Here is a 23413-nt window from a genome sequence, read left to right as displayed (position 1 = left end):
ACGGCATGAGGATATGGGGCGCCGATGGGGCGCTCCAGCTGGATGAGAACTCATTCACGATTCGAGTCGTGCTCTCGGTGCAAGTGACCTTCGCGCTTGGTGCCAGCAAAGGAACGCAGGATTTCGCCGTCCCCGGCGTAGGCCCTGGTAACGGAACGGCAATCGTGGTCCCCATTGGAGCCTACCCGGAGTCTCAAATGCAGTTCGAAACCGAGATGCTCGACGGAGTTGTCCGCGTCTACAACTACACCCGGACGTACGCAGCGAGCACCACGTCTTCTGGAACCATGCGCCTGATCGTGATGAGGTGGAGCTGATGAGTTATGGCGTTCAGTTCACGAACAACAACAACGTCGTGACTTTGGATTCAGAGTTCTCGCGGCTGATGGTAATTGCGTCAGGGCGGTATGCACCAACACAGGAGGCGGGGCTCGGCTCGGTCACTACCTTCGCTCGGCCGGTTACTTCTGAGGAGCCTCCACTTGTATTTGTCCGGCCCGATACGATCAACGGTATAGCCGGGCTTTGCCGAATGAGGGTTCTTGGCTCAGCAGGTAACTGGACTGGCTTTTATGTCAGGGCATACGACGTAAACGCTGCCGGGCTGAATGGACGCTATTTTGTAGCTGCGTTTGGTGCCCAGCCAGTCGCGCAGTACGGCATGCGATTGTGGGACGGCGCAGGTAAGTTGCTGTTTGACTCTGGTACCCCAAACGCAACATTCACCCGAGCATTTCAGAACTGGAACTACGTCCGCTACGACACCAGCCAGCAGGGGCTGACACGCATTTTCTACAGCGTCCCGTTCAACTTTCCTGAAAACGAATTCATGTTGCTGAACACATTCGGCATGCCCATGACTTCGGGAAGCGGCATCCCCCGTGATCTTTATTGCTGGTGGGATTTCCCAAACAACACGCTCTATGCCATCACCGTTGCTGCATCGAACCCCTTCGCTTTCTTCCTGCCGGCAGTGTTCGCAAAACAAGCCGCATAACCCCATTTATAGGATGCACACCATGCCCTGGTACAAGACGGGAACGGTCTCTGTCACCCAAAATTCCAATGCGGTGATCGGCACGGGTACGGCCTTCATTGCGAATAGCCGTGTTGGCGATGCCTTTCGCGGCCCTGATGGTGGTTGGTACGAGGTAACGAATATTGCCAGCGATACAGCGCTGTCGATCTCGCCGAACTATCAAGGCTCGACCAACGCGTCTGGTGTTTACGCGCTGGCGCCGATGCAGGGTTACGTCAAGGATTCGGCCGACGCGCTTCGAGCACTGGTCAATCAATTTGGCGGCGTACTGGCTGTGCTTGGCGAGACGCCCACGCAGACTGGAGTAAGGCAGGCGCTCAACCTCGCGACTGCCGATGGGCTGCCTGAAGGTCAAACCAATAAATATGCGACACCAGCTACTGTTCGCGGCATCACGCTGACCGGACTTGACCTGACAGTGAAAACACCGGTCGTTTCGACTGACACGATTCTGGCGGCGTTAGGAAAACTTCAAGCCGGGAAGGCTGCTGCCGGGGCGAACACTGATATCACAGAGCTGAACGGCCTGACGAAAGCTGTCACTGCCGCTCAGGGCGGTGTATCGGCTGGTTACATTGAGGGCTTGATCCCTCAGTGGAATTCGGCGACATCGATCACTGTTTCGCCCGGTACCGCTTACATCCCGGGCGCGCAAGAGCCTATGGTCGCAGCATCGCCCTTGACGCTCTCGGGCCTGTCATTGACCGCTAACACCTGGTACTACCTTTACCTATACGACAACGCCGGCGTAACGGCCGTTGAACTGGTGACCACAGCCCCTGCCGCACCGTATAGCGGGACAGCGCGCACAAAGACAGCAAACACCAGTCGGCGATTTATCTGCGCCTTGAAGACTGGATCTTCTGGCCTGCTTTCGTTTTTATGGATGGGTGACACTATCCAATACATGGAAAATTTCACTGACGCACCCTTCAGGGTTCTATTGGGGGGACCCGCCACAACCCCGACTACCACGGACTTGTCCGCCGTTGTTCCACTTACCACACGAACGGCTTTATTAATCGCTACGGGGAATCCCGGCAGTATTGACTTCGATATATATTTCAGTACCCCCGAAGTACAGCCGAAAATTCTCCAGGCTGCCAACGGAAGCACCGGGCGTTTAAGAAGTGCAATGCGACTCGCTACAAGTCCGACACAGCAGATCACCAGATGGGTAACGGCCGGATCTTTGACCCTTGACGTTTACGGTTATGGGAACGATAGATAATGCTCTATGTAATCAACGAAACAGGATGGAATGCGGTGGGTGCTGACTTTCGGGAAAGCGAGCTTTCCGAAGGTGAAACATTGGTCAGCGAGATACCACAATGGTTCTACGACAGGCTCGCGGCCGCTGAAGAGCAGGCGCTGTTGGTGGTTGCCGAGAACAAATGGCGCGAACAGGAAATTGGATCGATAGCCAATCAACTCATGGCCTTGGAAGAGAGTGAGTCCACAGGAGAGGCCGCCGGCGCGCTTCCGGGCACTCGATCGCAGTGGCTTTCGTATCGCACCAAAGTTCGCGCCTGGAAAGAGGGTGCTGAGGGCTTTCCCGACTCAGCCCAACGACCCGCCCGACCGGAATAGGCCAATGAAATCGGAAACCCGGCAGCACGCACATCGATGCGATGTTGCCTAGAAAGCAGGACTATTGCAGAAGGTTGATGTTGAAACGAGTCAGCGCCTATGTAGACTGTCGATCGAAGCCATCTAGGGAACACTGCAGTGCTAAGACGAACACTCATTAAAGTCCTGGCCATTATGGTCGCGATCTCATTGGCTGGCTGCGCCAGCCATCCCGATACTTCTCCGAAAGTGCTGATCATCGGTGACTCCATATCGCTTGGCTATACACCCTACGTAACGCAAGCCCTGTCATCTGATGCAGTCGTGATTCACAGCCAAGGAAACTCCGAGGACTCAAATAACGGGGTTCGGAATGTGGAGCGGTGGGTTGGTGCAAAAAAGTGGGACGTGATCAGCTTCAACTTCGGTCTATGGGATCTCTGCTACCGGCGTCCAGGACCGATCACCTTTCAAAATCGAGACAAGGTTAATGGTGCCGTCGCGGTCCCTCTTGCACAGTACGAGAAGAATCTTTCGTTGATTGCCAGCCGATTAAAGGCAACCGGCGCCAAGGTGATCTTCCAAACCACCACTTTCGTTCCGGACAATGAGCCTGGCAGGCATGCAGGTGATGTCGTCCGTTACAATCAAGTCGCCACTGAAGTCATGAAGCGCTTTGGCATATCTGTCAATGATTTATCTGCCGTGTCGGCTACATTGCCGGCCCAGATGTATGAGTCCGACACCGACGTGCATTACACCGAATCTGGATATTCCGAGCTGTCCAAGTCTGTATCCGATAGCATTCGCTCAGAGCTGTAGCCGCCCCTTCGTTTATAGATCCCCGCCGAGTGCGGGTTTTTTTTTGTCTGGAGAAAAGTGATGCCTGTAACCGAAAAAGACCGCGAAATTCTTGCCCTCACTCTTTGGGGAGAGGCGCGAGGGGAGGGGCCCGCCGGCCAGATCGCCGTGGCCTGGGCGATCCGCAACCGTGTGTTTGACGGAAAGGAAAAGTCGTGGTGGGGCGAGGGCTACGCCGGCGTCTGCAAAAAGCCCTGGCAGTTCAGCTGCTGGAACAAGATCGACCCGAACTACCAGTTCCTGATTGGCGTGAAGGAAATCCCGTTCCGCGAGCTGGCGCAGTGCCGGATCGCCGCTGACCAGGTGATCGACGGAAAGGTGCCGGACCCTACCGGCGGCGCGACGCACTATTACGCCACCAGCATCAAACCGCCGACGTGGTCCCTGAGGGCGAAGCAAACCCTCAGACTTGGTGGCCACTTATTCTTCAAGGATGTACTGTGATTACCATGTCTTGGACGAATGACAGCGTGCTGGATGTACGTCAGCAAGATATAGAGTTAACTATTCAAGCTCGATAGGTTGGTCTATTTAGATCCTCCGTAGCACTGATAATAGTCAATACTTGTCTCAAGGTAGGTGTTGAGCGTAGAGGTTGGCAGTTTAGAAAATGCTCCATTTCGTGTAGCCATGGGTTCTATTCCTATTTCATTTTTGATTCGCTGAGAAGTGACGTCTCCATAATCGCTAACTCCAATAATTCTGTCTCCGCATGTGCTCAAAAGGTCGGCCGCTCCGGTTAATGGCCACGTCCTATCGATTGCCATGCCAAATTTATTAATCTCCCATTCTGTGATTTGAGAGCCTCGGCTTGACGACAGCAAAGCGATGTTGATAGACCAGTATGTCATGACTATAAGTGACGCGGTGAGAATGAGGTTTGTTGAGCGCCAACGTGGAAGGCTAAATGCCACGATTATCGATGCCAAGAGCGCTAAACTTATATTTCGCTCAAAAAAAACAGGTTTGGTTGCGAAGTATATATAAATTACGGACGCCATAATTGAAAGGCCAATCATCCAATTCGGTGAACTACGCAAAGGTGTTCTAATGGCGATGCAAGCTGCGCCAGAAATACCTACGGCGAATAGAACTAAATGGCTCGCCCAATCAAGCATCCCGGTTCCAGGATTAGAGTGCGGGAGATGTTGTGTTGAATACTGCCTCATCAGCCTGCCGAGACCGTCAAAAAATACGTTTGGCTCGATGAATGTGTAGGGTGAGGTTGCCGCAAACCCAGCTAACATTGCCAACGCTGATATTGCCAGCAAGCGAATCGTTTTAGTGGGTTCGTTTCTTAATAATTTTAAGCCCTCAGGCAGAAATATTATTGCTGTGGCCGCGAATGTTAACTTGGAAGCTGTGCCGACTCCAATTATAAATGCTGCTAAACTCCATCTCAAAAGCACACTTCGATTTACAGAGGCGACAAAAATCACGGCTGCTGCTAAGAAATAAAGAAGGCTTTCCGCTCTTGCTAGATGAGCATCAAACGCCATCGTAGGGAGAACCGCTATAGCTGTCGATGTATAGAATCTACGCCAAAAAGCAATCCCTCCGTTCTTCATTGCGAACCAAATGAATGCAAGCGCTCCGAGCTGAAGGGCAATATTAGCCGAACGCAGAGCTGCGATAGTTTCGTTTTCTGTAGGCTTCAAAAAGGGGATTGCGAATAAGTTGTAACTATAAAAATTGTGCATGTCGCGTTTGAAGTACGGCATTATGTTTTCGGCAAGTCGCCAGTTGCCGTTGAAATCGCCTCGCTCAACCATAGAGCGAGCTACGGAGGGTGCAATATTTTCATCTACATTTATCGGGCCGTCAGAAAACTCGATTCGAAGTATGATGAATAAAATTGCTACAAATGCCAGTGCTACGAATTTTCTCAGGCTTAAGTTGTTTGTATTCGAAGTTTTATCACATTTTGATAGTGACTGCTTTCGGGTTGTCTTATCTAATAGGTCAAGGCTCATCTTTAATCTGACTCAAAAAGTTCTACGGCGCGCATTGTATGGGAAACGTAATCGTGAAAATAGTGGTCGGTTTATGCGCCCGCCCCCTATCGGATATCGCTTCTCTAGGTAGAACCGCAAGACAATCGAGGCTACCCCGCGCTGTCATCGCGACAGCTGTCGATAGCTTTCAGTCTGGCGTCATCAAAACAGCCAAGGTCATTTTGATGAATTCTTCATTTCGATCGAGCGCGGCCAGAGAGCTGCGGACGTTTTCCGCGACGTCGGCGGATCCGCGCTGCTCGACCCAGAGGGTGAGCTCCATGATGGCGGCTTCAAGGGCGAGCTGGTTTTCGTTGATTTTGAACAGTAGGGAAGGGAGCAGATCAGAGTTTGGCATTGGTTTCCTCCTTGGACGAAACCAGAATAGCAGAGAGAAATTTGATCGGCAGAACGCCGGAGAAGGGTGGAGCACTGTAGGAAAATACAGCGCTAAGTTGTTGATTCTTATAGCGGGTAAGGTCAGTTTTTGACCCTGCAAATTTCGGTGTGTTTCCTTTATGCATCAATGGGTTGCGTGGGTTTCGGGGTCACCTTGACATGGTGGGGGTCGTTGGTTCGAGTCCAATCGCGCCTACCAAACAAAATCCGCTCTGCTGGGCGGTCTGGAAGGGCTCACCGAAAGGTGTGCCCTTTTTTGTTGTCTGCGATTTGCGCAACGCTTGTTTCCGGTCATTTCCGCTTCGCTCTGATCAGCTCTCCATTCATTACTATTTGGGCAAAGTGATCAAGCGCCATTTTGGTGCGTTTTCTACCATTTTGTTGTTGAAAACACCTGAATATCCAAAGGCTTACAGCTATTTTTCTCCAACCGGTTATCGAAAAAGCCTTGTTGCATATTGGGAATTTAAGTAACATCCGTTCCGCGTTCACCACCACGGTTTATGCATTTTTAAATCCCAAGCTTCCATCAGCTGCTTGGGATTTTTTTTGCCTGCGTTTTGGCGTTTGGCATCTGTCTCGCCGTCAGCTCCAAGCGAGGCCCCGCTTTTTCGTCTACTACTGACTGGCCGATTTTCAACTCTTTGTAAGGGGGTGCGTCGATGCTGAGTCAGTGGATCCTTGCGGCTGTTCATCTATTCGCGTTTGCCTTGGCTTTCTGGGCGGTACTGACGCGCGGCACAGCGTTCAGCCAGCTCTCGGCGGGCACGGGAGAGCTCAAGCGCGTGCTGCTCGCGGATAACCTCTGGGGGCTTTCAGCTTTGACGCTGCTTATTACCGGAGCGATGCGTGCGTTTGGTGGTTACGAGAAAGGCTCTGACTATTACCTGCATCAGCCGCTGTTTCATCTGAAGATGACGTTGTTAGTGCTGATCCTGCTGGTAGAGCTTGCACCCATGATCACGCTGATCAAATGGCGCATCGCATCGTCGCGCGGGGTAGCGCCTGAAGCCGGGCGTGCGAAGTTGTACGCGCGAATCAGTCATGTTGAAGCGCTGCTGCTAATCCTGATGATGGTCGCGGCGACGGGCATGGCGCGTGGCGTGATATTCGCTTAGAAGGCGAAATTCTCCGCGCTCTATCGGAAACGTCCGACAGCCAGCTCCAGGAGTGAAAGGTAATATCGGCGCAAGAAAGGAGGGAGTGACAAGTGAAAGGAGTCAGTGTGCTTCAGGCGCCGTGCCCAGCGGGGTGAAATGCGGATGGCTAAACGGCGCGTGAATCTTTAGCCAGTCTTGCGCGACGGCAATAGGACTGGCTACGTAATGCAAAGTGGCTCAGGGTGTTTGCGGCTTGTCCGGAGCGGTCAGGCCGGCCTGGATGCGTTGGTAAATTTCTTCACGGTGCACTGCCACGTTTTTCGGAGCGTTGATGCCGATGCGGACTTGTTGGCCGCTGACTCCGAGGATGGTGATCGTGATGTCATCACCAATGTTTATGCTTTCACCGACTTTGCGGGTGAGTATCAGCATGGTCTTCTCCTTGATTGCTTTGTAGGGCACCTGATTCAGACAGTGCAGAGGTCGGTGGTATCTATAGATTAGTGCGAAGTCTCACGGTTTGGGTGCATCTTTCTGACGCGCAGAAGCGGCATTAATTCCCAGGGCGTAACTATACAGAGGCTGCAATCATCATTCTCGTTGTTTTGTGCCCATTTTGCGGGGCTCGCGAAGTATTTATGAATGATAAGATCGCCGCTTTGTGAATTCCGAGGAAAGCGTTGTGCGCAAATTGGTTTGGCTGGTAGCGGCACTGGCATTGGCAGGCTGCGGTGAAGGCAAGAGTGTAGATGCGCCCAAGCCTGAGACAAAGGTCGCGGCAGCGCCGGCGGCCGCCGCGCCACAGTGGGATCTGGAAGTGCGTGGCGAGACTCCTCAGGCCGTCAGTGATCTGAGCGGCTGGTTGATCGAGCACGCTTTCGTTCCGACGGTCGTGAAGGACGGCAACGGTAAAACACGAATTCTGATAGGTCCGTTCAACTCCCAGGCTGATGCCGAAGCGCGCAAGGTGCAGGTGGATGCGGCGTTGGTAAAAGCCAAGAAACAAAATATCGAGTCGGTGGTGATTGAGCATCCGCTCACGCCATAAGCGAAGCGCCTTCAACACAGATTGAACGCCAGACATGAAAAAGGCCTCGAGCATAACACTCGAGGCCTTTTTTTGTGCTGCGATCAGCCGCAGGCTTTCAGATTTACCGAGCCGACAAACTCGTTGCCACGCCCCATCACGCACGCCACGCTCTGGTTGCGCTGACGTTCCCAGTCCTGCACTGGATAGGTCTTGTCCCACGCTTCGTACAACTGCCGATCTTGCTTCGACAGCCGCAGTCCGTATTGTTTGCTCATGTAAAAATACGTGCGGGCGATCATGCCGCGGATCGAAGGGCGGGGCATGACCTTCTTGGCCTTGAAGTCGACCTGCGTCAGGCAGGATCCATACTGACCGGACTGCACCGGCAACCAGCCGTAGCTGAAGTTGCTGCGATCACCGTTGACCTCACCGATGCTCGGTACCAGGTTGTGCAGGTCAGCTTCGGCCTTTTGATAAACCGGATCGTAACGCGTGCAATTCTTGCGTCCGCCTTGCTGCCAGCACTGCCGCTGATGCCCGATCTGCCACGCTGGCACGATGTGCTCCCACTCGATCCTCGATGCACGCTTGGCGTTCTTGCGCGGCACATAGCCGCAAGCCTTGAGATCGACGCGGTTGCCGGTGTACTTGCAGCCGCAGTAAAACTCCGTGGACTGCGGCGCATAAAGTTTCCATGCAGCTTTCTTGGCTTCGGAAAATGTACGTGGGGCGCCAGCCTGGGCGCCCACGGCGAAAAACAACAACAGCAAAGCAACACAGCGGACAGTCATTGAATCAATCTTCCTTCGGCACAACCCAAAAAATCTGCACGCCACCGTCATCGCGATAGGCGAGGGTGACGTTGTCGTTCTCGTCGATTTCCTCGAGCAAGCGCTCCCAGTCGTCTATCGGCTCATCCGGCAGACGGAAAATCAGTGCGGCTTTGGCTTTTTGTGCGGTGGGGGAATTGATGATTTTCTGAACGCGCATACCCATGCGTTCATAAGCGTCAGGAGCAGCAGGAGAGGTGGCCACGAGGTTATCCTTATTAAGCTGTACGTGCATACAGTATTTAACTGTAAGCGATTTCGCAACTGCTTAAAATTCAAGAAAATCCTCTGACAGCGGGTTTCCGATTTTGGTGTAGGACTTGTCGAGATTTTTGTGGGAAAAGTATTGGAAGGGTGTAAGCGGGGCACCACCTGCCAAGCTGACAGGTGATGCGCAATTGCCCGATCGAGAAGTGATCAGGCGATGTTCAATCAGTATTCCCAGAACATCCGTTGCAGCTCTTTGCTGTCGTTGGTCTTGGTCAGTGCAACCATCGCCAGGATGCGGGCTTTCTGCGGGTTCAGGTCGTGAGCGACAACCCAGTCGTATTTGTCGTCGGGCTGTTCGGCGTTACGCAGGACAAAGCCGCCGGCGTTGACGTGGGACGAGCGAATGATCTGCACGCCATCCTTGCGCAGCGCTTGCAGGGATGGAACCACGCGGGAAGATACCGAACCGTTGCCAGTGCCGGCGTGGATGATGGCTTTGGCGCCGGCTTGAGCCAGTGCCTTGTAGGCGGTATCGCTGACGTTGCCGTAGGAATAGGCAATTTCTACGTCAGGCAGGCTCTTGATGTCCTTGATGTCGAATTCCGAATCCATGGTGTGACGCTTGGCCGGCAGGCGGAACCAGTAGGATTTGCCTTCGACCACCATGCCCAGCGGACCCCACGCGCTTTTGAATGCTTCGGTCTTGATGTTGATCATTTTGCTGACGTCGCGACCGGACTGGATCTCGTCGTTCATGGTCACCAGCACACCTTTGCCGCGTGCTTCTTTGCTGCTCGCCACGGCGACGGCGTTGTACAGGTTAAGCATGCCGTCTGCCGACATGGCAGTGCCCGGACGCATCGAACCTACGACGATGATCGGCTTGTCGGTCTTCTCGACAAGGTTCAGGAAGTAAGCGGTTTCTTCGAGGGTGTCGGTGCCGTGGGTGATAACGATGCCGTCCACGTCCTTGCTGTCAGCCAGTTCGGAAACGCGACGACCCAATTGCAGCAGGTTGTCGTTGGTGATGCTTTCCGAAGCGATCTGCATGACTTGTTCGCCACGCACGTTAGCCAGTTTGCTCAACTCGGGAATGCCGGCAATCAGTTGTTCGATGCCGACTTTTGCTGCCTGATAAGTGGCGCTGTTGGCAGCACTGGCGCCGGCGCCAGCGATGGTGCCGCCTGTGGCGAGGACGACGACGTTGGCCAGTTTCGTCTGGGTTTCGGCTTCTTTTGCCTGAAGGGCAGTAGGCAGGAGCAGGAGGAGGGCCAATGCGCCCGGAATCAAGGTATTGAAAGCAGATTTCATTATTTTTCTCTCTAGTCGTGAGACGGTGCTGATGCAGGTTCATCTAGATGCGCCCCAAGCCGATCTGAATGCTCGAGGTGCAAGGACGGGAGCAGGATTCATACCATGCGTAATGTGCTGGCGGAAAATGTTTAACCCAATGATTTAAATCAATATTTGTCGAGGGCTAGAGCATCGTTGAGGATCCATCCATCCGGGATTCCGAACGACAGACGGATTCGTGTTCGGCTCGCCGATAGGCAATCTCTGAAAAGCCAGGCGGGTGACAAATCCCCGCTAAAGAAATGTGCTCTCAGGCCGATGCGTCCTCAAGGAAACCAAATCTTAGGAGTTCACATGTCACTGACGGTCGGTTTTGCCAATCCCGCTGCAGTCACCATTGGCGGTAAAACTGCAGCGACGATCAACAGCCTGAACGATGCGACCAATGAGACTTCGGCGCAGGCGCTGGGTACCGAAAAGACTGAGAAGAATCAGGTCAGAACCGGTGGCGGGCCTGTGCAGGAAAACAGTGAAACCGAGGCTGACAGCAATCTCAGCATCACCGTCAAGACGTTGCTCAAGCGGATGAAGGAATTGCAGAAGCAACTTCAGGAGCAGCAACAGCAACTGGCTGCGGCTCAGGCTGCAAGCTATCCGACTCCCGAAGCGAAGTCCCAGGCAGTGATGTCGATTCAGGGCCAGATCGCGCAAACCAGCGCCGCACTGGCAGAAGTGGCGGGTGCGTTGGTCAAGGAGATGTCGAAAAGCGCTACCAGCGGTGGCCTGGTCAACACGACCGCCTGAAGCGTCTGATGGCCGACTCAGCGATTCGGCCTACAACAAAAGACGATTTCTGATTGTTGACAAATGTCAGCGGGATTCTCATAGTTCGGTCTACGCAAACGTTTGCGCGACTTGGAAGGGCATCTGCTCCCGGAGTCGTGACGTAGCTTACGTCAGCGCAAACGTTGCTCACAATAATCATAAGATCGGAGTGAACCCATGAAGCTGCCATTCGCCGCACGTCTTCTTGCTGTCGCTATGCTGGCTGCCACAGCCGCCGCACTACCTGTCTCCTCGGCGTTCGCCGAATCTGCAGAAAAGCCCAAAGTCGCGCTGGTCATGAAATCCTTGGCCAACGAATTCTTCCTGACCATGGAAGACGGCGCCAAGGCGTACCAGAAAGAACACTCCGCCGATTTCGATCTGATCTCCAACGGTATCAAGGACGAAACCGACACTGCCGGCCAGACTCGCATCGTCGAACAGATGATCCTGGCCAAGGTGAATGCACTGGTGATCGCGCCTTCTGACTCCAAGGCCATGGTGCCTGTGATCAAGAAGGCCGTAGACGCCGGTATCACGGTGATCAACATCGACAACCAGCTTGATCCCGCCGTGGTCAAAAGCAAAAACATCAACGTGCCGTTCGTAGGTCCGGACAACCGCAAGGGTGCACGTCTGGTTGGCGAATATCTGGCCAAGCAACTGAAGGCGGGCGACGAGGTCGGCATCATCGAAGGCGTGTCCACCACCACCAACGCGCAGGCGCGCACGGCCGGTTTCAAGGACGCGATGGAAGCCGCGCAGATCAAAGTGGTCTCGCTGCAGTCCGGTGACTGGGAAATCGACAAGGGCAACAAGGTTGCGGCTTCGATCCTCAGTGAATACCCGGATGTCAAAGCGCTGCTGGCCGGTAACGACAGCATGGCGGTCGGTGCCGTTTCCGCAGTCCGTGCCGCTGGTAAGGCTGGGCAGGTGAAAGTCGTCGGTTACGACAATATCAATGCCATCAAGCCAATGCTCAAGGACGGCCGCGTGCTGGCGACGGCTGATCAGTTTGCAGCCAAGCAGGCCGTGTTCGGCATCGAAACCGCGCTGAAGATCATCAAAGGCGAGAAAGTCGACAGCGGTGCCAACGGCGTGATCGAAACACCGGTCGAGCTGGTCACCCAGTAAGTCATCTGGCGACACAACGGCGCTCGTCCGTCCGGGCGAGCGCATGGAGATTTCTATGTCAGTTTCCGCCCCGAACGCTGTCCTCTCGGTCAGCGGTATCGGCAAGACCTATGCGCAACCGGTGCTCACCGGCATCGATCTGACGCTGATGCGCGGTGAAGTACTGGCGCTGACCGGCGAAAATGGTGCCGGCAAAAGTACCCTGTCGAAGATCATTGGTGGTCTGGTCACACCCACTACCGGCCAGATGCAATTCCACGGCAAGGACTATCGTCCGGGCAGCCGTACCCAGGCTGAAGAGCTTGGCGTGCGCATGGTCATGCAAGAACTCAATCTGTTGCCGACGCTGTCGGTGGCGGAAAACCTCTTTCTGGATAATCTGCCGAGCAGCGCGGGCTGGATCAGCCGCAAGCAGTTGCGCAAGGCCGCGATAGAAGCCATGGCGCAAGTCGGCCTCGATGCGATCGATCCGGACACGCTGGTCGGCGAACTCGGTATCGGCCATCAGCAGATGGTTGAAATCGCGCGCAACCTGATCGGCGACTGCCATGTGCTGATCCTTGACGAGCCGACCGCGATGCTCACGGCGCGCGAAGTCGAAATGCTCTTCGAGCAGATCAGCCGATTGCAGGCCCGCGGCGTTTCCATCATCTATATCTCTCACCGTCTCGAAGAACTGGCGCGGGTGGCGCAGCGTATTGCCGTGCTGCGTGACGGCAATCTGGTCTGCGTCGAGCCGATGGCCAACTACAACAGCGAGCAACTGGTCACCTTGATGGTCGGTCGCGAACTGGGTGAACACATCGACATGGGGCCGCGCAAGATCGGCGCTCCGGCGTTGACGGTAAAAGGCCTGACCCGCTCTGACAAAGTCCGCGACGTCTCTTTTGAGGTGCGTGCCGGGGAGATCTTCGGCATTTCCGGATTGATCGGAGCTGGGCGCACGGAATTGCTGCGGCTGATATTCGGTGCCGATGCTGCCGACAGCGGCACCATCGCGCTCGGCTCCCCGGCCAAGGTCGTGAGTGTTCGCTCGCCAGTCGATGCCGTACGCAATGGCATCGCGTTGATCACCGAGGATCGCAAGGGCGAAGGGCTGCTGCTCAGTCAGTCGATCAGCGCCAACATCGCTCTGGGCAACATGCCGGAAATCTCCAGTGGCGGTTTCGTCAACAACGGCGACGAAATTTCCCTGGCGCAGCGTCAGATCGAGGCCATGCGTATCCGTAGTTCGAGCCCGACGCAGTTGGTTTCGGAGCTGTCCGGCGGCAATCAGCAGAAGGTCGTGATCGGTCGCTGGCTGGAGCGCGATTGTTCGGTGCTGCTGTTCGACGAGCCTACTCGTGGAATCGATGTCGGTGCCAAGTTCGACATTTACGGTTTGCTCGGCGAGTTGACCCGCCAGGGCAAGGCGTTGGTGGTGGTGTCCAGTGACTTGCGCGAGTTGATGCTGATCTGCGACCGGATCGGCGTGCTTTCGGCGGGGCGTCTGATCGACACCTTCGAGCGCGACAGCTGGACCCAGGATGATTTGCTTGCCGCCGCATTCGCCGGCTACCAAAAACGTGATGCGTTGCTCAATGAGGCAGCGCCTAGGGATCTCCCATGAAAACTGCATCTTCTGCCAGTAAACGTAGTGGCAATTTCTTCGGCCTGGGCACATATCTGGGCCTGGCCGGTGCCTTGCTGGCGATGATTGCGCTGTTCTCGGTTCTGAGCAGCCATTTCCTTTCGTACAACACTTTCAGCACCCTGGCCAACCAGATTCCCGACCTGATGGTGCTGGCCGTGGGCATGACCTTTGTGCTGATCATCGGCGGCATCGATTTGTCCGTCGGCTCGGTGCTGGCGTTAGCCGCATCGACGGTCAGCGTTGCGATTCTCGGCTGGGGCTGGAGCGTTTTGCCAGCGGCGCTGCTCGGCATGGCGGTGGCGGCTCTGGCCGGGACGATCACTGGCTCGATCACCGTGGCCTGGCGGATTCCGTCGTTCATCGTCTCCCTCGGCGTGCTGGAAATGGCCCGTGGTGTGGCGTATCAGATGACCGGGTCGCGCACTGCCTACATTGGCGATGCGTTCGCCTGGCTGTCGAATCCGATCGCGTTCGGCATTTCCCCGTCGTTCATCATCGCTTTGCTGGTGATCTTCATCGCGCAGGCAGTTTTGACCCGCACGGTTTTCGGCCGCTACCTGATCGGCATCGGCACCAACGAAGAAGCCGTGCGGCTGGCCGGGATCAATCCCAAGCCCTACAAGATTCTGGTGTTCAGCCTTATGGGGCTGCTGGCGGGCATTGCCGCTCTGTTTCAGATTTCGCGCCTGGAAGCGGCTGACCCGAACGCAGGTTCGGGTCTGGAACTGCAAGTGATCGCGGCGGTGGTTATCGGCGGTACCAGCCTGATGGGTGGACGCGGTTCGGTAATCAGTACTTTCTTTGGCGTGCTGATCATTTCCGTGCTCGCGGCCGGTCTCGCGCAGATTGGTGCGACGGAGCCGACCAAGCGCATCATCACCGGTGCGGTAATTGTTATCGCCGTGGTGCTCGACACCTATCGCAGTCAACGCGCCAGTCGCCGGGGCTGAACCATGGCAACGATCAAGGATGTAGCGGCGCTTGCGGGTATTTCCTACACGACCGTGTCGCACGTGGTGAACAACACCCGCCCGGTGAGTCAAGAAGTGCGGCGCAAAGTCGAGGCGGCGATCAAGAGCCTCGACTACGTTCCCAGTGCCGTGGCGCGCTCGCTGAAAGCCAAAACCACGGCGACCATCGGCCTGCTGGTGCCTAACAGCCTCAACCCGTACTTCGCTGAATTGGCGCGCGGAATCGAGGATTACTGCGAGCGCAACGGTTACTGCGTGATCCTCTGTAACTCCGACGACAATCCGGACAAGCAGCGCAGTTATCTGCGCGTGTTGCTGGAAAAACGCATCGACGGTTTGATCGTCGCCTCCGCCGGCGGTGACAGTGGTCTGGCGCAAGGGCTGGCGGGCGTGAAGACGCCGATGGTCATCGTCGACCGAGGCCTGGAGGGTGTAAATGCCGATCTGGTGCGCATCGACCACGAATACGGCGCTTATCTGGCAACCCGTCACCTGCTCGAGTTGGGGCATCGCGACATCGCCACCATCGGCGGTCCGGCCAGTACCAGCGTGGCGCAAATGCGTCAGGCCGGTTATTGCCGAGCGCTGCGAGAAGCGGGAATCGAGGTGCGCGAGGAGCGTATGCTCGAAAGCGACTTCACCAGCACTGGCGGTTACAACGCCGCTGCCCGGCTGCTCGAGATCAATCCGCCGAGCGCGATTTTTGCCGGTAACGACATGATTGGCATCGGTGTGCTGCGTGCGGCGGCTGAACGTAATGTCCGGGTACCGGCCGAGCTGTCGGTGATCGGCTTCGATGACATTCAGATGAGCCGTTATGTCTATCCGGCGCTGACCACGGTCGGCCAGTCGATCCTGCAACTGGGCGAGATGGCCGCCGAAGTGCTGTTGCGCAGAATTGCTGCGCCGGATTCGGGCACCGATCAACGCATCGTGACCCCGAGCATTGTCCTGCGCGAATCGACCGCGCCGCTGTCCGGCGTGTTCACCGAATATCGCTGAAACCGAATTGATGAGTAGTGATGTATGCCAGCAAATGTAGTGGTAATAGGCAGCCTGAACATGGACCTGGTCACCCGGGCGCCACGGCTGCCACGCGGCGGTGAAACGCTGATCGGTCATTCCTTTGCCACGGTGTCTGGCGGCAAGGGCGCCAATCAGGCGGTTGCTGCTGCGCGCTTGGGCGCTAAGGTGGCAATGATCGGTTGCGTCGGAAATGACGACTACGGTGTGCGATTGCGTGATGCCTTGCTCGCCGAGCACATCGACTGCGAGGCTGTCAGTGTCGTAGAGGATTCCAGTGGCGTAGCGCTGATTGTGGTGGATGACAACAGCCAGAACGCCATCGTGATTGTCGCCGGTGCCAATGGCGCAATGACGCCGGCAGTGGTCGACCGCTTTGATGCGGTTTTACAGGTCGCCGATGTAGTGATCTGTCAGCTCGAGATTCCCGATGCGACGGTCGGGCATGCGCTCAAGCGTGCGCGTGAGCTGGGCAAAACCGTCATCCTCAACCCGGCGCCGGCCAGCCGTCCTTTGCCGGCTGACTGGTTTGCCGCCATCGACTATCTGATTCCCAACGAAAGCGAAGCCGCCGCATTGAGCGGGCTCGCTGTCGACTCGCTGCAGTCGGCAGAAACGGCTGCCACTCAGTTGATTGCCATGGGCGCGGGCAAAGTCATCGTCACGTTAGGCGCGCAAGGCTCATTGTTCGCCAACGGCAACGGCTTCGAACATTTCCCCGCGCCGACCGTGAAGGCGGTCGATACCACGGCGGCGGGCGACACTTTCGTCGGCGGTTTTGCCGCAGCGCTGGCCGATGGCAAGACTGAGGCCGAGGCGATTCGCTACGGGCAGATCGCCGCTGCACTGTCGGTTACCCGCGCCGGTGCGCAACCGTCGATTCCAACCATGTCCGAAGTACAGGCGTTCAAACCCGCATGAAAAAGACTCCTCTGCTTAACGTCGCGCTGTCGCGACTGATCGCTTCTCTTGGCCACGGTGACATGGTCGTGATTGGCGATGCCGGTTTGCCCGTGCCACCGGGTGTCGAGTTGATTGATCTGGCACTGACCCATGGCATCCCTGATTTCGTCAGCACGCTGAAAGTTGTACTCAGCGAGATGCAGGTCGAGAGCCATGTGCTGGCCAAAGAGATCTTCGACAAACAACCCACGGCGCTGGCCGATCTGGACGCGTTGAACGAAGAGGGCGCGCTGGGCCGTAGGGATCTGCTCACCCACGAGCAGTTCAAGGTGCTTAGCCGACAAGCCAGGGCGATCATTCGTACAGGAGAATGTCAGCCGTACTGCAACATCGTTCTGGTCGCCGGGGTTACATTCTGATTTCCGATATCACCTGCACAAGGAATGCGCTATGCAACGCTATGCTGAAAAACTCCATCAAATGCTTCGGGGTCTGCTGCTTTTGTCTGTGATAACTGCGACCGGCGTTCAGGCCGCTGAAAAAATCGATTTGATCATCGACACCGATCCAGGCGCTGACGACGTTGTCGCTTTGCTCTTCGCGCTGGCGTCGCCGGATGAATTGAATATCCGCGCGTTAACGACTGTCGCCGGCAACGTGCGCCTGGACAAGACTTCGCGTAACGCGCGACTCGCTCGCGAATGGGCAGGGCGCGAAGACGTGCCGGTTTACGCTGGCGCACCGAAGCCGCTGATGCGCACGCCGATCTACGCCGAGAACATTCATGGCAAGGAAGGTTTGTCAGGCGTCACGGTTCACGAACCGAAGAAAGGCTTGGCGAAAGGCAATGCGGTCAATTATCTGATCGACACTCTTAAATCGGCCAAACCGCACAGCATCACCATTGCCATGCTCGGTCCGCAGACCAACCTGGCTCTGGCATTGATCCAGGAGCCGGAAATCGTTCAGGGCATCAAGGAAGTGGTGATCATGGGCGGGGCGCATTTCAACGGTGGCAACATCACCCCTGTGGCTGAATTCAACTTGTTCGCCGATCCGCAGGCTGCCGAGGTGGTGCTCAAGAGCGGGGTGAAACTCACCTATCTGCCGCTGGACGTGACCCACAAGATCCTGACCAGCGATGCACGCCTGAAGCAGATCGCCGCGCTGAACAACAATGCGAGCAAGATCGTCGGCGACATTCTCAACGAATACATCAAGGGCGATATGGAGCACTACGGCATTCCCGGTGGCCCGGTGCATGACGCGACGGTTGTGGCGTATCTGCTCAAGCCTGAGTTGTTTACCGGTCGGGCGGTCAACGTCGTGGTGGATAGCCGTGAAGGACCGACATTCGGCCAGACCATTGTCGACTGGTACGACGGCTTGAAAGCGCCTAAGAATGCATTCTGGGTCGAAAATGGCGACGCCCAGGGATTCTTTGATCTGCTGACCGAGCGCCTGAAACGCCTGAAATAAGTCGTCAACCCGCAGGCGGTTGCCTGCGGGTTTTCACTGCGGCTGTTCGGCCTGACCGATCGGATAGCGTTCGAATACCTGATTGATAAAATGCTGCGCCGCTTCTATCCCCAGCTCCTTGACCAGTAAATCAATGCCGATCAGCGCCAATTCTTCCGTCGTGCCGGGGCTGTAAGAGCTGTGTCCTTCGGCCCATTTGGCGTTGATGGCGGCGTCGATGCTTACACTGGTCATGGGAGGCTCGAAAGGTCAGGATGTCTGTTTTCGAGTTAACCATTTTGTGCGGCATTTGGCACTGCGACTTAGGCATGAGCGGAGCCCTATGCGACACTTGGTCTTTTCTGGCTTGCAAAGGACCCCGCTGTGCAGATTGATCTGAATACCCCTGACGGCCTCACACTCGAAGCAGTTCGCCAATTGCTTGCCTCGGGCAGTGACGACGTGCACAACCAATTGCGCGTGACCAAAGATGGCATTGCCTATCTGTCTACGGTGACCGGTGGGCAGGATATCGAGGGTCTGTTGTTTCGCCTGGAAACCTGGGCGAAGGGGTCGGGCTATGTGGGTAACGTCGCAGCCAGCGATGAAGTCTGGGTGATGCAGATTTTCAACGCACTCAAAGACAACTGGCCGAATCCGCCCTACGACTACATCGACGTTTATTGAGGTCGTTAATATTCAGTCACGAATGTTTGATGAGCCGGACAGGGCGGCTCAGGCACACTCGGCATTTTTCCGCTCGTGGGGCAGGGCATGGCTTGAGCCTTGAAACCAAACGCCGCATTGGCGGTCGCACGATCTCTGCTTAAACATTTGAAAACAAGGAGGCTTCATGCCTTTGAAGTTCGCGACACTGGGTGCACTTATGGCCGCTGCTCTGTTGGCTGGTTGCAGCACAACTTCCAGCGAGTCGGCAAAGGAGCCCGTGGCGGCTGAATCAGGAAATAGCCGCTGCGAAGCATCGGCGGCGCAATTTGCCATCGGCAAGAAGGCATCCCCTGAGTTGCTGGATCAGGCGCGTGCCAAGGCTGGGGCGCAAAATGCGCGTTTTCTCAAGCCGAACGACATGATCACCCTGGAATACCGCTCCGATCGCCTGAACCTGAACACCGACAACAACCTGATAGTCACCCGCGTCAACTGCGGCTGAGTCCTTTTGTCTCAGGCATAAAAAACCCCGTCACCAGGACGGGGTTTTTTTAGTGCGCCGAGAAATTACTCTGGGCGAACCTGTGCAGCTTGCATACCCTTTTGGCCTTTCTCAGCCACGAAAGAGACGGTCTGGCCTTCTTTCAGGCTTTTGAAACCGTCGGATTCGATAGCTTTGAAGTGTACGAACAGGTCGTCACCGCCACCTTGAGGAGTGATGAAGCCGAAGCCTTTTTCATCGTTGAACCATTTAACGGTGCCGGTTTGGCGATTAGACATGGTGTATCTCCAAGAAACATATATTTTCAGTAGTGCTGTGCTGCTCAGGCCAACTGGGCACACCCGGGTATCATAGTCGAAATGTTCGCTTTGGTAGCCCCCCGGACGTGCTGTTTGCCAATCAGTCGTGTTTTCTTTACCACCTGGTTGCGCTGAAAGCCCCGGTTTGAAAGGCTTTCAGCGAAACGTAAAGACGATAAAAAAACCTGTAAAACCTGCATAAATCGTCTGAAAAGCCTCATTTCCAGCACTTTTTTCCGCCTTTCAGCCGATGTTAATGCCCGGTTTTCTTATTTTTTCGGGGCGGTATTTGCCTTGCATTTGGCGATCTGGCCAAGGGCTTTCTGTTGCAATTCAGGAGTCGCCTTGTTGTCCATCAGTGCCTGAATGTCGCTGGCCGGATAAGACTTGATGGCATCGGCACCGCAAGCGCAGTGGGATTTGGCGGCAGCAGCACCAATTTGTTGGGTGGCAGCCTGAGTGCACTGGGCCATGTACTTCTCGCGCTCGCCTTTTGGCCAGTCGGCATGGGCGCTCAGTGGCAGCAGCAGAACGACGGGGGCGACGAGGGCGAATAAGCTTTTCAGACGCATGCGAGGATGCTCCTTGTGGGTCAATGTCTTGTTATCTGAGGGCGCAAAGGCCGATCAAGTTCAGCACTCTGGCATAAAAACGGACATTTGGCCTTCTGCCAAATCAGGGCGTAAGCGACCGCTCATCTGTGCTAGCATGCCGGGCTCAAGCGTTCTCAGGCTTCGGATGACCTTCAGTCCCGAAGCGGTCGGCGTGCGAATTTTTCCGATTTGAATCCCAGTCACTCTGGTTCGGTTTTCCGGTTGGCCGCAAGGCTCCTGCCGCTGTAAGGCAGGCGTTCGTCATTGAATGGCCTGGATCGGATCTTGTACTGGCTCATCCCAACCCACGTGACCTTTGGTAGGGGTCACCACTAGGAGAGGAGGCGCCATGCCAACTATTACTCTTCCCGACGGCAGTCAACGTTCATTCGATCACCCGGTTTCCGTAGCCGAGGTCGCCGCATCCATTGGTGCAGGCCTGGCCAAGGCCACGCTCGCGGGCAAGGTCAATGGCCAACTGGTCGACGCCAGCGACATCATCAGCAGCGACGCGACCTTGCAAATCATTACGCCAAAGGATGAAGAGGGGCTGGAGATCATTCGCCACTCTTGCGCGCACCTGGTTGGCCACGCGGTCAAGCAGCTGTACCCGACCGCGAAGATGGTCATCGGCCCGGTCATCGACGAAGGCTTCTATTACGACATCGCCTACGAGCGTCCTTTCACGCCGGAAGACATGGCGGCTATCGAACAGCGCATGCAGCAACTGATCGAGAAAGATTACGACGTCATCAAGAAAGTCACTCCGCGCGCTGAAGTGATCGAAGTGTTCAAGGCTCGTGGCGAAGACTACAAGCTGCGTTTGGTTGAAGACATGCCGAACGAGCAGGCCATGGGTCTGTACTATCACGAAGAATACGTCGACATGTGCCGTGGTCCGCACGTGCCGAACACGCGTTTCCTGAAATCCTTCAAGCTGACCAAGCTGTCGGGCGCCTACTGGCGTGGCGACGCCAAGAACGAGCAATTGCAGCGCGTCTACGGCACCGCTTGGGCGGACAAGAAACAGCTGGCGGCTTACATTCAGCGCATCGAAGAAGCCGAGAAGCGCGATCACCGCAAGATCGGCAAGCGTCTGGGCCTGTTCCACACTCAGGAAGAGTCGCCGGGCATGGTGTTCTGGCACCCGAATGGATGGACTCTATACCAGGTGCTCGAGCAGTACATGCGCAAGATCCAGCGCGACAACGGCTACCTTGAGATCAAGACTCCTCAAGTCGTCGACCGCAGCCTGTGGGAAAAATCCGGGCACTGGGCCAACTACGCCGACAACATGTTCACCACTCAGTCGGAAAACCGCGACTACGCCATCAAGCCGATGAACTGCCCATGCCACGTGCAGGTGTTCAATCAGGGCCTGAAAAGCTACCGCGAGTTGCCGATGCGTCTGGCCGAGTTCGGTGCTTGCCACCGTAACGAGCCGTCGGGTGCGTTGCATGGCATCATGCGCGTGCGAGCGTTTACTCAGGACGACGCGCACATCTTCTGCACCGAAGAGCAGATGCAGGCCGAGTCCGCTGCGTTCATCAAGCTGACCATGGATGTCTATCGCGATTTCGGCTTTACCGAAGTCGAGATGAAACTGTCCACTCGTCCGGAAAAACGCGTCGGCTCCGATGAGCTGTGGGATCGCGCTGAAGCTGCATTGGCTGCAGCCCTTGATTCTGCTGGCCTGCCGTACGATCTGCAGCCGGGCGAGGGTGCTTTCTACGGGCCGAAGATCGAGTTCTCGCTGAAAGATTGTCTCGGTCGAGTCTGGCAGTGTGGTACCTTGCAGCTCGATTTTAACCTGCCTGTCCGTTTGGGCGCTGAATACGTCTCCGAAGACAACAGCCGCAAACACCCGGTGATGTTGCACCGCGCGATCCTCGGTTCGTTCGAGCGTTTCGTCGGGATTCTGATCGAGCACTACGAAGGTGCTTTCCCTGCTTGGCTCGCGCCGACCCAGGCGGTGATCATGAATATCACTGATAAACAGGCAGATTTTGTTGCAGAGGTTGAAAAAACTCTCAACGAAAGCGGATTTCGTGCCAAGTCCGACTTGAGAAATGAAAAGATCGGCTTTAAAATCCGCGAGCATACTTTGCTCAAGGTTCCCTATCTTTTGGTTATCGGAGATAAGGAAGTCGAGATGCAGACTGTCGCTGTGCGTACTCGTGAAGGTGCTGACCTGGGCTCGATGCCCGTCGCCCAGTTCGCTGAGTTTCTCGCGCAAGCGGTTTCCCGGCGTGGTCGCCCAGATTCGGAGTAATTATTATTAAGCGTGAAATGAGACAAGATAAACGAGCTGCACCGAAAGCCCCGATCAACGAGAATATCTCGGCACGCGAGGTTCGGTTAATTGGCGCTGATGGCGAGCAGATTGGCATCGTCTCGATTGATGAAGCGCTTCGTATCGCTGAAGAAGCAAAGCTTGATCTGGTGGAAATTTCCGCAGATGCAGTCCCGCCTGTTTGCCGGGTGATGGACTACGGCAAATCGATCTTCGAGAAGAAGAAGCAGATTGCCGCGGCGAAGAAAAACCAGAAGCAGATTCAGGTTAAAGAAATCAAGTTTCGTCCAGGGACGGAGGAAGGGGATTACCAGGTAAAACTGCGCAACCTGGTACGTTTCCTGAGTGACGGGGACAGGGCCAAGGTATCCTTGCGATTCCGCGGCCGTGAGATGGCCCACCAGGAGCTGGGGATGGAACTCCTCAAGCGGGTTGAACAAGACCTGCTCGAGTACGGTTCGGTCGAACAGCATCCTAAGATGGAAGGACGCCAGCTGATCATGGTCATCGCCCCGAAAAAGAAGAAGTAATCAACAGGGCACGGCAGGCCTTCTGATTATGTTTATCAACTGAATGCGGAGTATCCGAACATGCCAAAAATGAAAACCAAAAGTGGTGCTGCCAAGCGGTTTCTGAAAACTGCTAACGGCATCAAGCACAAGCACGCTTTCAAGAGCCACATCCTGACTAAAATGTCGACCAAGCGTAAGCGTCAACTGCGCGGTAGCAGCTTGCTGCATCCGTCTGACGTGGCAAAAGTCGAGCGCATGCTGCGCCTTCGTTAA

The 23413-nt window shown here is 55.7% G+C and carries 30 protein-coding genes and 1 tRNA gene; 22 read left to right on the top strand and 9 right to left on the bottom strand.

Annotated elements, in window-relative coordinates:
* Window positions 1–5 precede the first annotated feature (5 nt).
* The 6 genes from AB4N48_RS14150 (at window position 6) to AB4N48_RS14125 (ending at window position 3913) form a co-directional block, all read left to right on the top strand.
* Window positions 6–317 (top strand): hypothetical protein, encoded by a 312-nt coding sequence (locus tag AB4N48_RS14150; protein ID WP_122602622.1) that lies wholly within the window; start codon window positions 6–8, stop codon window positions 315–317.
* Window positions 317–997, top strand: coding sequence for a hypothetical protein (locus tag AB4N48_RS14145; protein ID WP_460093686.1), 681 nt, complete (start codon window positions 317–319; stop codon window positions 995–997). The genes AB4N48_RS14150 and AB4N48_RS14145 overlap by 1 nt, the downstream gene beginning before the upstream one ends.
* A gap of 22 nt (window positions 998–1019) precedes the next feature.
* Window positions 1020–2270, top strand: coding sequence for a hypothetical protein (locus AB4N48_RS14140; protein WP_460093685.1), 1251 nt, complete (start codon window positions 1020–1022; stop codon window positions 2268–2270).
* Entirely contained in the window at window positions 2270–2629 is a 360-nt protein-coding gene (locus tag AB4N48_RS14135) for a hypothetical protein (RefSeq protein WP_460093684.1), read from the top strand. The genes AB4N48_RS14140 and AB4N48_RS14135 overlap by 1 nt, the downstream gene beginning before the upstream one ends.
* A gap of 138 nt (window positions 2630–2767) precedes the next feature.
* A complete protein-coding gene (locus AB4N48_RS14130) occupies window positions 2768–3430 on the top strand; it encodes an SGNH/GDSL hydrolase family protein (RefSeq protein WP_150635449.1) in 663 nt (220 codons plus the stop codon).
* Between the two features lie 60 nt (window positions 3431–3490).
* Window positions 3491–3913 carry a cell wall hydrolase gene (locus AB4N48_RS14125; protein WP_460143616.1) on the top strand — a complete coding sequence of 141 codons (423 nt, stop codon included), beginning with the start codon at window positions 3491–3493 and terminating at the stop codon, window positions 3911–3913.
* An 83-nt stretch (window positions 3914–3996) separates the two neighbouring features.
* On the opposite strand, the gene AB4N48_RS14120 is transcribed toward AB4N48_RS14125, so the two are convergent.
* Together AB4N48_RS14120 and AB4N48_RS14115 are read right to left on the bottom strand one after the other, a co-directional pair.
* Entirely contained in the window at window positions 3997–5442 is a 1446-nt protein-coding gene (locus tag AB4N48_RS14120; RefSeq protein ID WP_457263647.1) for a hypothetical protein, read from the bottom strand.
* Window positions 5443–5611: 169 nt separating this feature from the next.
* Window positions 5612–5821, bottom strand: coding sequence for a hypothetical protein (locus AB4N48_RS14115; protein WP_122602544.1), 210 nt, complete (start codon window positions 5819–5821; stop codon window positions 5612–5614).
* A 170-nt stretch (window positions 5822–5991) separates the two neighbouring features.
* On the opposite strand from AB4N48_RS14115, the gene AB4N48_RS14110 reads away from it, so the two are divergent.
* Together AB4N48_RS14110 and AB4N48_RS14105 are read left to right on the top strand one after the other, a co-directional pair.
* A tRNA-OTHER gene (locus tag AB4N48_RS14110) sits at window positions 5992–6061 on the top strand.
* A gap of 463 nt (window positions 6062–6524) precedes the next feature.
* Entirely contained in the window at window positions 6525–6980 is a 456-nt protein-coding gene (locus tag AB4N48_RS14105; protein ID WP_460093682.1) for a DUF2214 family protein, read from the top strand.
* Between the two features lie 219 nt (window positions 6981–7199).
* Here the strand turns inward: AB4N48_RS14105 and csrA are convergent, their stop codons facing one another.
* Window positions 7200–7394 (bottom strand): carbon storage regulator CsrA, encoded by a 195-nt coding sequence (csrA, locus tag AB4N48_RS14100; protein WP_003179932.1) that lies wholly within the window; start codon window positions 7392–7394, stop codon window positions 7200–7202.
* Window positions 7395–7644: 250 nt separating this feature from the next.
* On the opposite strand from csrA, the gene AB4N48_RS14095 reads away from it, so the two are divergent.
* Window positions 7645–8010 carry an SPOR domain-containing protein gene (locus tag AB4N48_RS14095; protein WP_041478546.1) on the top strand — a complete coding sequence of 122 codons (366 nt, stop codon included), beginning with the start codon at window positions 7645–7647 and terminating at the stop codon, window positions 8008–8010.
* Between the two features lie 83 nt (window positions 8011–8093).
* Here the strand turns inward: AB4N48_RS14095 and AB4N48_RS14090 are convergent, their stop codons facing one another.
* The 3 genes from AB4N48_RS14090 to AB4N48_RS14080 form a co-directional block, all read right to left on the bottom strand.
* On the bottom strand, window positions 8094–8783 hold the full coding sequence (locus AB4N48_RS14090; RefSeq protein ID WP_375123397.1) for an endonuclease: 690 nt from the start codon (window positions 8781–8783) through the stop codon (window positions 8094–8096).
* A 4-nt stretch (window positions 8784–8787) separates the two neighbouring features.
* A complete protein-coding gene (locus AB4N48_RS14085; RefSeq protein ID WP_217863818.1) occupies window positions 8788–9057 on the bottom strand; it encodes a DUF1654 domain-containing protein in 270 nt (89 codons plus the stop codon).
* Between the two features lie 197 nt (window positions 9058–9254).
* A complete protein-coding gene (locus AB4N48_RS14080; RefSeq protein ID WP_137215736.1) occupies window positions 9255–10343 on the bottom strand; it encodes an asparaginase in 1089 nt (362 codons plus the stop codon).
* A 336-nt stretch (window positions 10344–10679) separates the two neighbouring features.
* On the opposite strand from AB4N48_RS14080, the gene AB4N48_RS14075 reads away from it, so the two are divergent.
* From AB4N48_RS14075 to AB4N48_RS14040, 8 genes are all read left to right on the top strand, one after another.
* Entirely contained in the window at window positions 10680–11129 is a 450-nt protein-coding gene (locus AB4N48_RS14075) for a hypothetical protein (RefSeq protein WP_041478549.1), read from the top strand.
* Between the two features lie 198 nt (window positions 11130–11327).
* Entirely contained in the window at window positions 11328–12284 is a 957-nt protein-coding gene (locus tag AB4N48_RS14070; RefSeq protein WP_024012403.1) for a sugar ABC transporter substrate-binding protein, read from the top strand.
* Window positions 12285–12339: 55 nt separating this feature from the next.
* Entirely contained in the window at window positions 12340–13893 is a 1554-nt protein-coding gene (locus AB4N48_RS14065; protein ID WP_041478550.1) for a sugar ABC transporter ATP-binding protein, read from the top strand.
* Window positions 13890–14867, top strand: coding sequence for an ABC transporter permease (locus AB4N48_RS14060; RefSeq protein WP_016774040.1), 978 nt, complete (start codon window positions 13890–13892; stop codon window positions 14865–14867). The genes AB4N48_RS14065 and AB4N48_RS14060 overlap by 4 nt, the downstream gene beginning before the upstream one ends.
* Before the next feature lie 3 nt (window positions 14868–14870).
* Window positions 14871–15890: a LacI family DNA-binding transcriptional regulator gene (locus tag AB4N48_RS14055; RefSeq protein ID WP_056784428.1), complete on the top strand. Its 1020-nt coding sequence runs from the start codon at window positions 14871–14873 to the stop codon at window positions 15888–15890.
* Between the two features lie 24 nt (window positions 15891–15914).
* Window positions 15915–16832 (top strand): ribokinase, encoded by a 918-nt coding sequence (gene rbsK, locus AB4N48_RS14050; protein WP_236169314.1) that lies wholly within the window; start codon window positions 15915–15917, stop codon window positions 16830–16832.
* Window positions 16829–17233 carry a D-ribose pyranase gene (gene rbsD / locus AB4N48_RS14045; RefSeq protein WP_041478553.1) on the top strand — a complete coding sequence of 135 codons (405 nt, stop codon included), beginning with the start codon at window positions 16829–16831 and terminating at the stop codon, window positions 17231–17233. Before rbsK ends, rbsD begins: the two co-directional genes overlap by 4 nt.
* A 31-nt stretch (window positions 17234–17264) precedes the next feature.
* Window positions 17265–18293, top strand: a complete 1029-nt coding sequence (locus AB4N48_RS14040) for a nucleoside hydrolase (protein ID WP_460093679.1) — start codon at window positions 17265–17267, stop codon at window positions 18291–18293.
* Between the two features lie 33 nt (window positions 18294–18326).
* Here the strand turns inward: AB4N48_RS14040 and AB4N48_RS14035 are convergent, their stop codons facing one another.
* Window positions 18327–18527: a hypothetical protein gene (locus AB4N48_RS14035; protein ID WP_016774045.1), complete on the bottom strand. Its 201-nt coding sequence runs from the start codon at window positions 18525–18527 to the stop codon at window positions 18327–18329.
* A 129-nt stretch (window positions 18528–18656) separates the two neighbouring features.
* On the opposite strand from AB4N48_RS14035, the gene AB4N48_RS14030 reads away from it, so the two are divergent.
* On the top strand, window positions 18657–18959 hold the full coding sequence (locus tag AB4N48_RS14030; RefSeq protein WP_056784439.1) for a hypothetical protein: 303 nt from the start codon (window positions 18657–18659) through the stop codon (window positions 18957–18959).
* Window positions 18960–19125: 166 nt separating this feature from the next.
* Complete coding sequence (locus tag AB4N48_RS14025) at window positions 19126–19443, top strand: I78 family peptidase inhibitor (RefSeq protein WP_095179508.1); 318 nt, start codon at window positions 19126–19128, stop codon at window positions 19441–19443.
* Window positions 19444–19508: 65 nt separating this feature from the next.
* Here AB4N48_RS14025 and AB4N48_RS14020 read toward each other — a convergent pair whose 3' ends face one another.
* Window positions 19509–19721, bottom strand: coding sequence for a cold-shock protein (locus tag AB4N48_RS14020; protein ID WP_003179963.1), 213 nt, complete (start codon window positions 19719–19721; stop codon window positions 19509–19511).
* Between the two features lie 290 nt (window positions 19722–20011).
* Window positions 20012–20314 carry a hypothetical protein gene (locus tag AB4N48_RS14015; RefSeq protein ID WP_041478556.1) on the bottom strand — a complete coding sequence of 101 codons (303 nt, stop codon included), beginning with the start codon at window positions 20312–20314 and terminating at the stop codon, window positions 20012–20014.
* Window positions 20315–20684: 370 nt separating this feature from the next.
* Between AB4N48_RS14015 and thrS the strand changes: the two genes are divergently transcribed.
* Genes thrS through rpmI form a run of 3 tightly spaced genes read left to right on the top strand, consistent with a single transcriptional unit; the run spans window position 20685 to window position 23413 of the window.
* Window positions 20685–22607: a threonine--tRNA ligase gene (gene thrS / locus AB4N48_RS14010; RefSeq protein ID WP_024012407.1), complete on the top strand. Its 1923-nt coding sequence runs from the start codon at window positions 20685–20687 to the stop codon at window positions 22605–22607.
* Entirely contained in the window at window positions 22607–23158 is a 552-nt protein-coding gene (gene infC / locus AB4N48_RS14005) for a translation initiation factor IF-3 (RefSeq protein WP_169432615.1), read from the top strand. The genes thrS and infC overlap by 1 nt, the downstream gene beginning before the upstream one ends.
* A gap of 60 nt (window positions 23159–23218) precedes the next feature.
* Window positions 23219–23413 (top strand): 50S ribosomal protein L35, encoded by a 195-nt coding sequence (gene rpmI, locus AB4N48_RS14000; protein ID WP_002553160.1) that lies wholly within the window; start codon window positions 23219–23221, stop codon window positions 23411–23413.

The organism is Pseudomonas sp. S2_C11, from assembly GCF_054668395.1.
The sequence above is the reverse complement of the archived record's forward strand: the minus strand, read 5'-3'. Positions and strand labels throughout refer to the sequence as shown.

Bases quoted from the DNA above. Each gene is read 5' to 3' on its own strand.
- AB4N48_RS14085 (WP_217863818.1), bottom strand. From the start codon at position 9,057: ATGCACGTACAGCTTAATAAGGATAACCTCGTGGCCACCTCTCCTGCT.
- AB4N48_RS14105 (WP_460093682.1), top strand. From the start codon at position 6,525: ATGCTGAGTCAGTGGATCCTTGCGGCTGTTCATCTATTCGCGTTTGCC.
- rbsK (WP_236169314.1), top strand. From the start codon at position 15,915: ATGCCAGCAAATGTAGTGGTAATAGGCAGCCTGAACATGGACCTGGTC.
- AB4N48_RS14080 (WP_137215736.1), bottom strand. From the start codon at position 10,343: ATGAAATCTGCTTTCAATACCTTGATTCCGGGCGCATTGGCCCTCCTC.
- rpmI (WP_002553160.1), top strand. From the start codon at position 23,219: ATGCCAAAAATGAAAACCAAAAGTGGTGCTGCCAAGCGGTTTCTGAAA.
- AB4N48_RS14150 (WP_122602622.1), top strand. From the start codon at position 6: ATGAGGATATGGGGCGCCGATGGGGCGCTCCAGCTGGATGAGAACTCA.
- AB4N48_RS14145 (WP_460093686.1), top strand. From the start codon at position 317: ATGAGTTATGGCGTTCAGTTCACGAACAACAACAACGTCGTGACTTTG.
- AB4N48_RS14075 (WP_041478549.1), top strand. From the start codon at position 10,680: ATGTCACTGACGGTCGGTTTTGCCAATCCCGCTGCAGTCACCATTGGC.
- csrA (WP_003179932.1), bottom strand. From the start codon at position 7,394: ATGCTGATACTCACCCGCAAAGTCGGTGAAAGCATAAACATTGGTGAT.
- AB4N48_RS14140 (WP_460093685.1), top strand. From the start codon at position 1,020: ATGCCCTGGTACAAGACGGGAACGGTCTCTGTCACCCAAAATTCCAAT.
- AB4N48_RS14060 (WP_016774040.1), top strand. From the start codon at position 13,890: ATGAAAACTGCATCTTCTGCCAGTAAACGTAGTGGCAATTTCTTCGGC.
- AB4N48_RS14040 (WP_460093679.1), top strand. From the start codon at position 17,265: ATGCAACGCTATGCTGAAAAACTCCATCAAATGCTTCGGGGTCTGCTG.
- AB4N48_RS14035 (WP_016774045.1), bottom strand. From the start codon at position 18,527: ATGACCAGTGTAAGCATCGACGCCGCCATCAACGCCAAATGGGCCGAA.
- AB4N48_RS14125 (WP_460143616.1), top strand. From the start codon at position 3,491: ATGCCTGTAACCGAAAAAGACCGCGAAATTCTTGCCCTCACTCTTTGG.
- AB4N48_RS14120 (WP_457263647.1), bottom strand. From the start codon at position 5,442: ATGAGCCTTGACCTATTAGATAAGACAACCCGAAAGCAGTCACTATCA.
- AB4N48_RS14090 (WP_375123397.1), bottom strand. From the start codon at position 8,783: ATGACTGTCCGCTGTGTTGCTTTGCTGTTGTTGTTTTTCGCCGTGGGC.
- AB4N48_RS14065 (WP_041478550.1), top strand. From the start codon at position 12,340: ATGTCAGTTTCCGCCCCGAACGCTGTCCTCTCGGTCAGCGGTATCGGC.
- AB4N48_RS14015 (WP_041478556.1), bottom strand. From the start codon at position 20,314: ATGCGTCTGAAAAGCTTATTCGCCCTCGTCGCCCCCGTCGTTCTGCTG.
- AB4N48_RS14070 (WP_024012403.1), top strand. From the start codon at position 11,328: ATGAAGCTGCCATTCGCCGCACGTCTTCTTGCTGTCGCTATGCTGGCT.
- AB4N48_RS14055 (WP_056784428.1), top strand. From the start codon at position 14,871: ATGGCAACGATCAAGGATGTAGCGGCGCTTGCGGGTATTTCCTACACG.
- AB4N48_RS14135 (WP_460093684.1), top strand. From the start codon at position 2,270: ATGCTCTATGTAATCAACGAAACAGGATGGAATGCGGTGGGTGCTGAC.
- rbsD (WP_041478553.1), top strand. From the start codon at position 16,829: ATGAAAAAGACTCCTCTGCTTAACGTCGCGCTGTCGCGACTGATCGCT.
- thrS (WP_024012407.1), top strand. From the start codon at position 20,685: ATGCCAACTATTACTCTTCCCGACGGCAGTCAACGTTCATTCGATCAC.
- AB4N48_RS14020 (WP_003179963.1), bottom strand. From the start codon at position 19,721: ATGTCTAATCGCCAAACCGGCACCGTTAAATGGTTCAACGATGAAAAA.
- AB4N48_RS14025 (WP_095179508.1), top strand. From the start codon at position 19,126: ATGCCTTTGAAGTTCGCGACACTGGGTGCACTTATGGCCGCTGCTCTG.
- AB4N48_RS14115 (WP_122602544.1), bottom strand. From the start codon at position 5,821: ATGCCAAACTCTGATCTGCTCCCTTCCCTACTGTTCAAAATCAACGAA.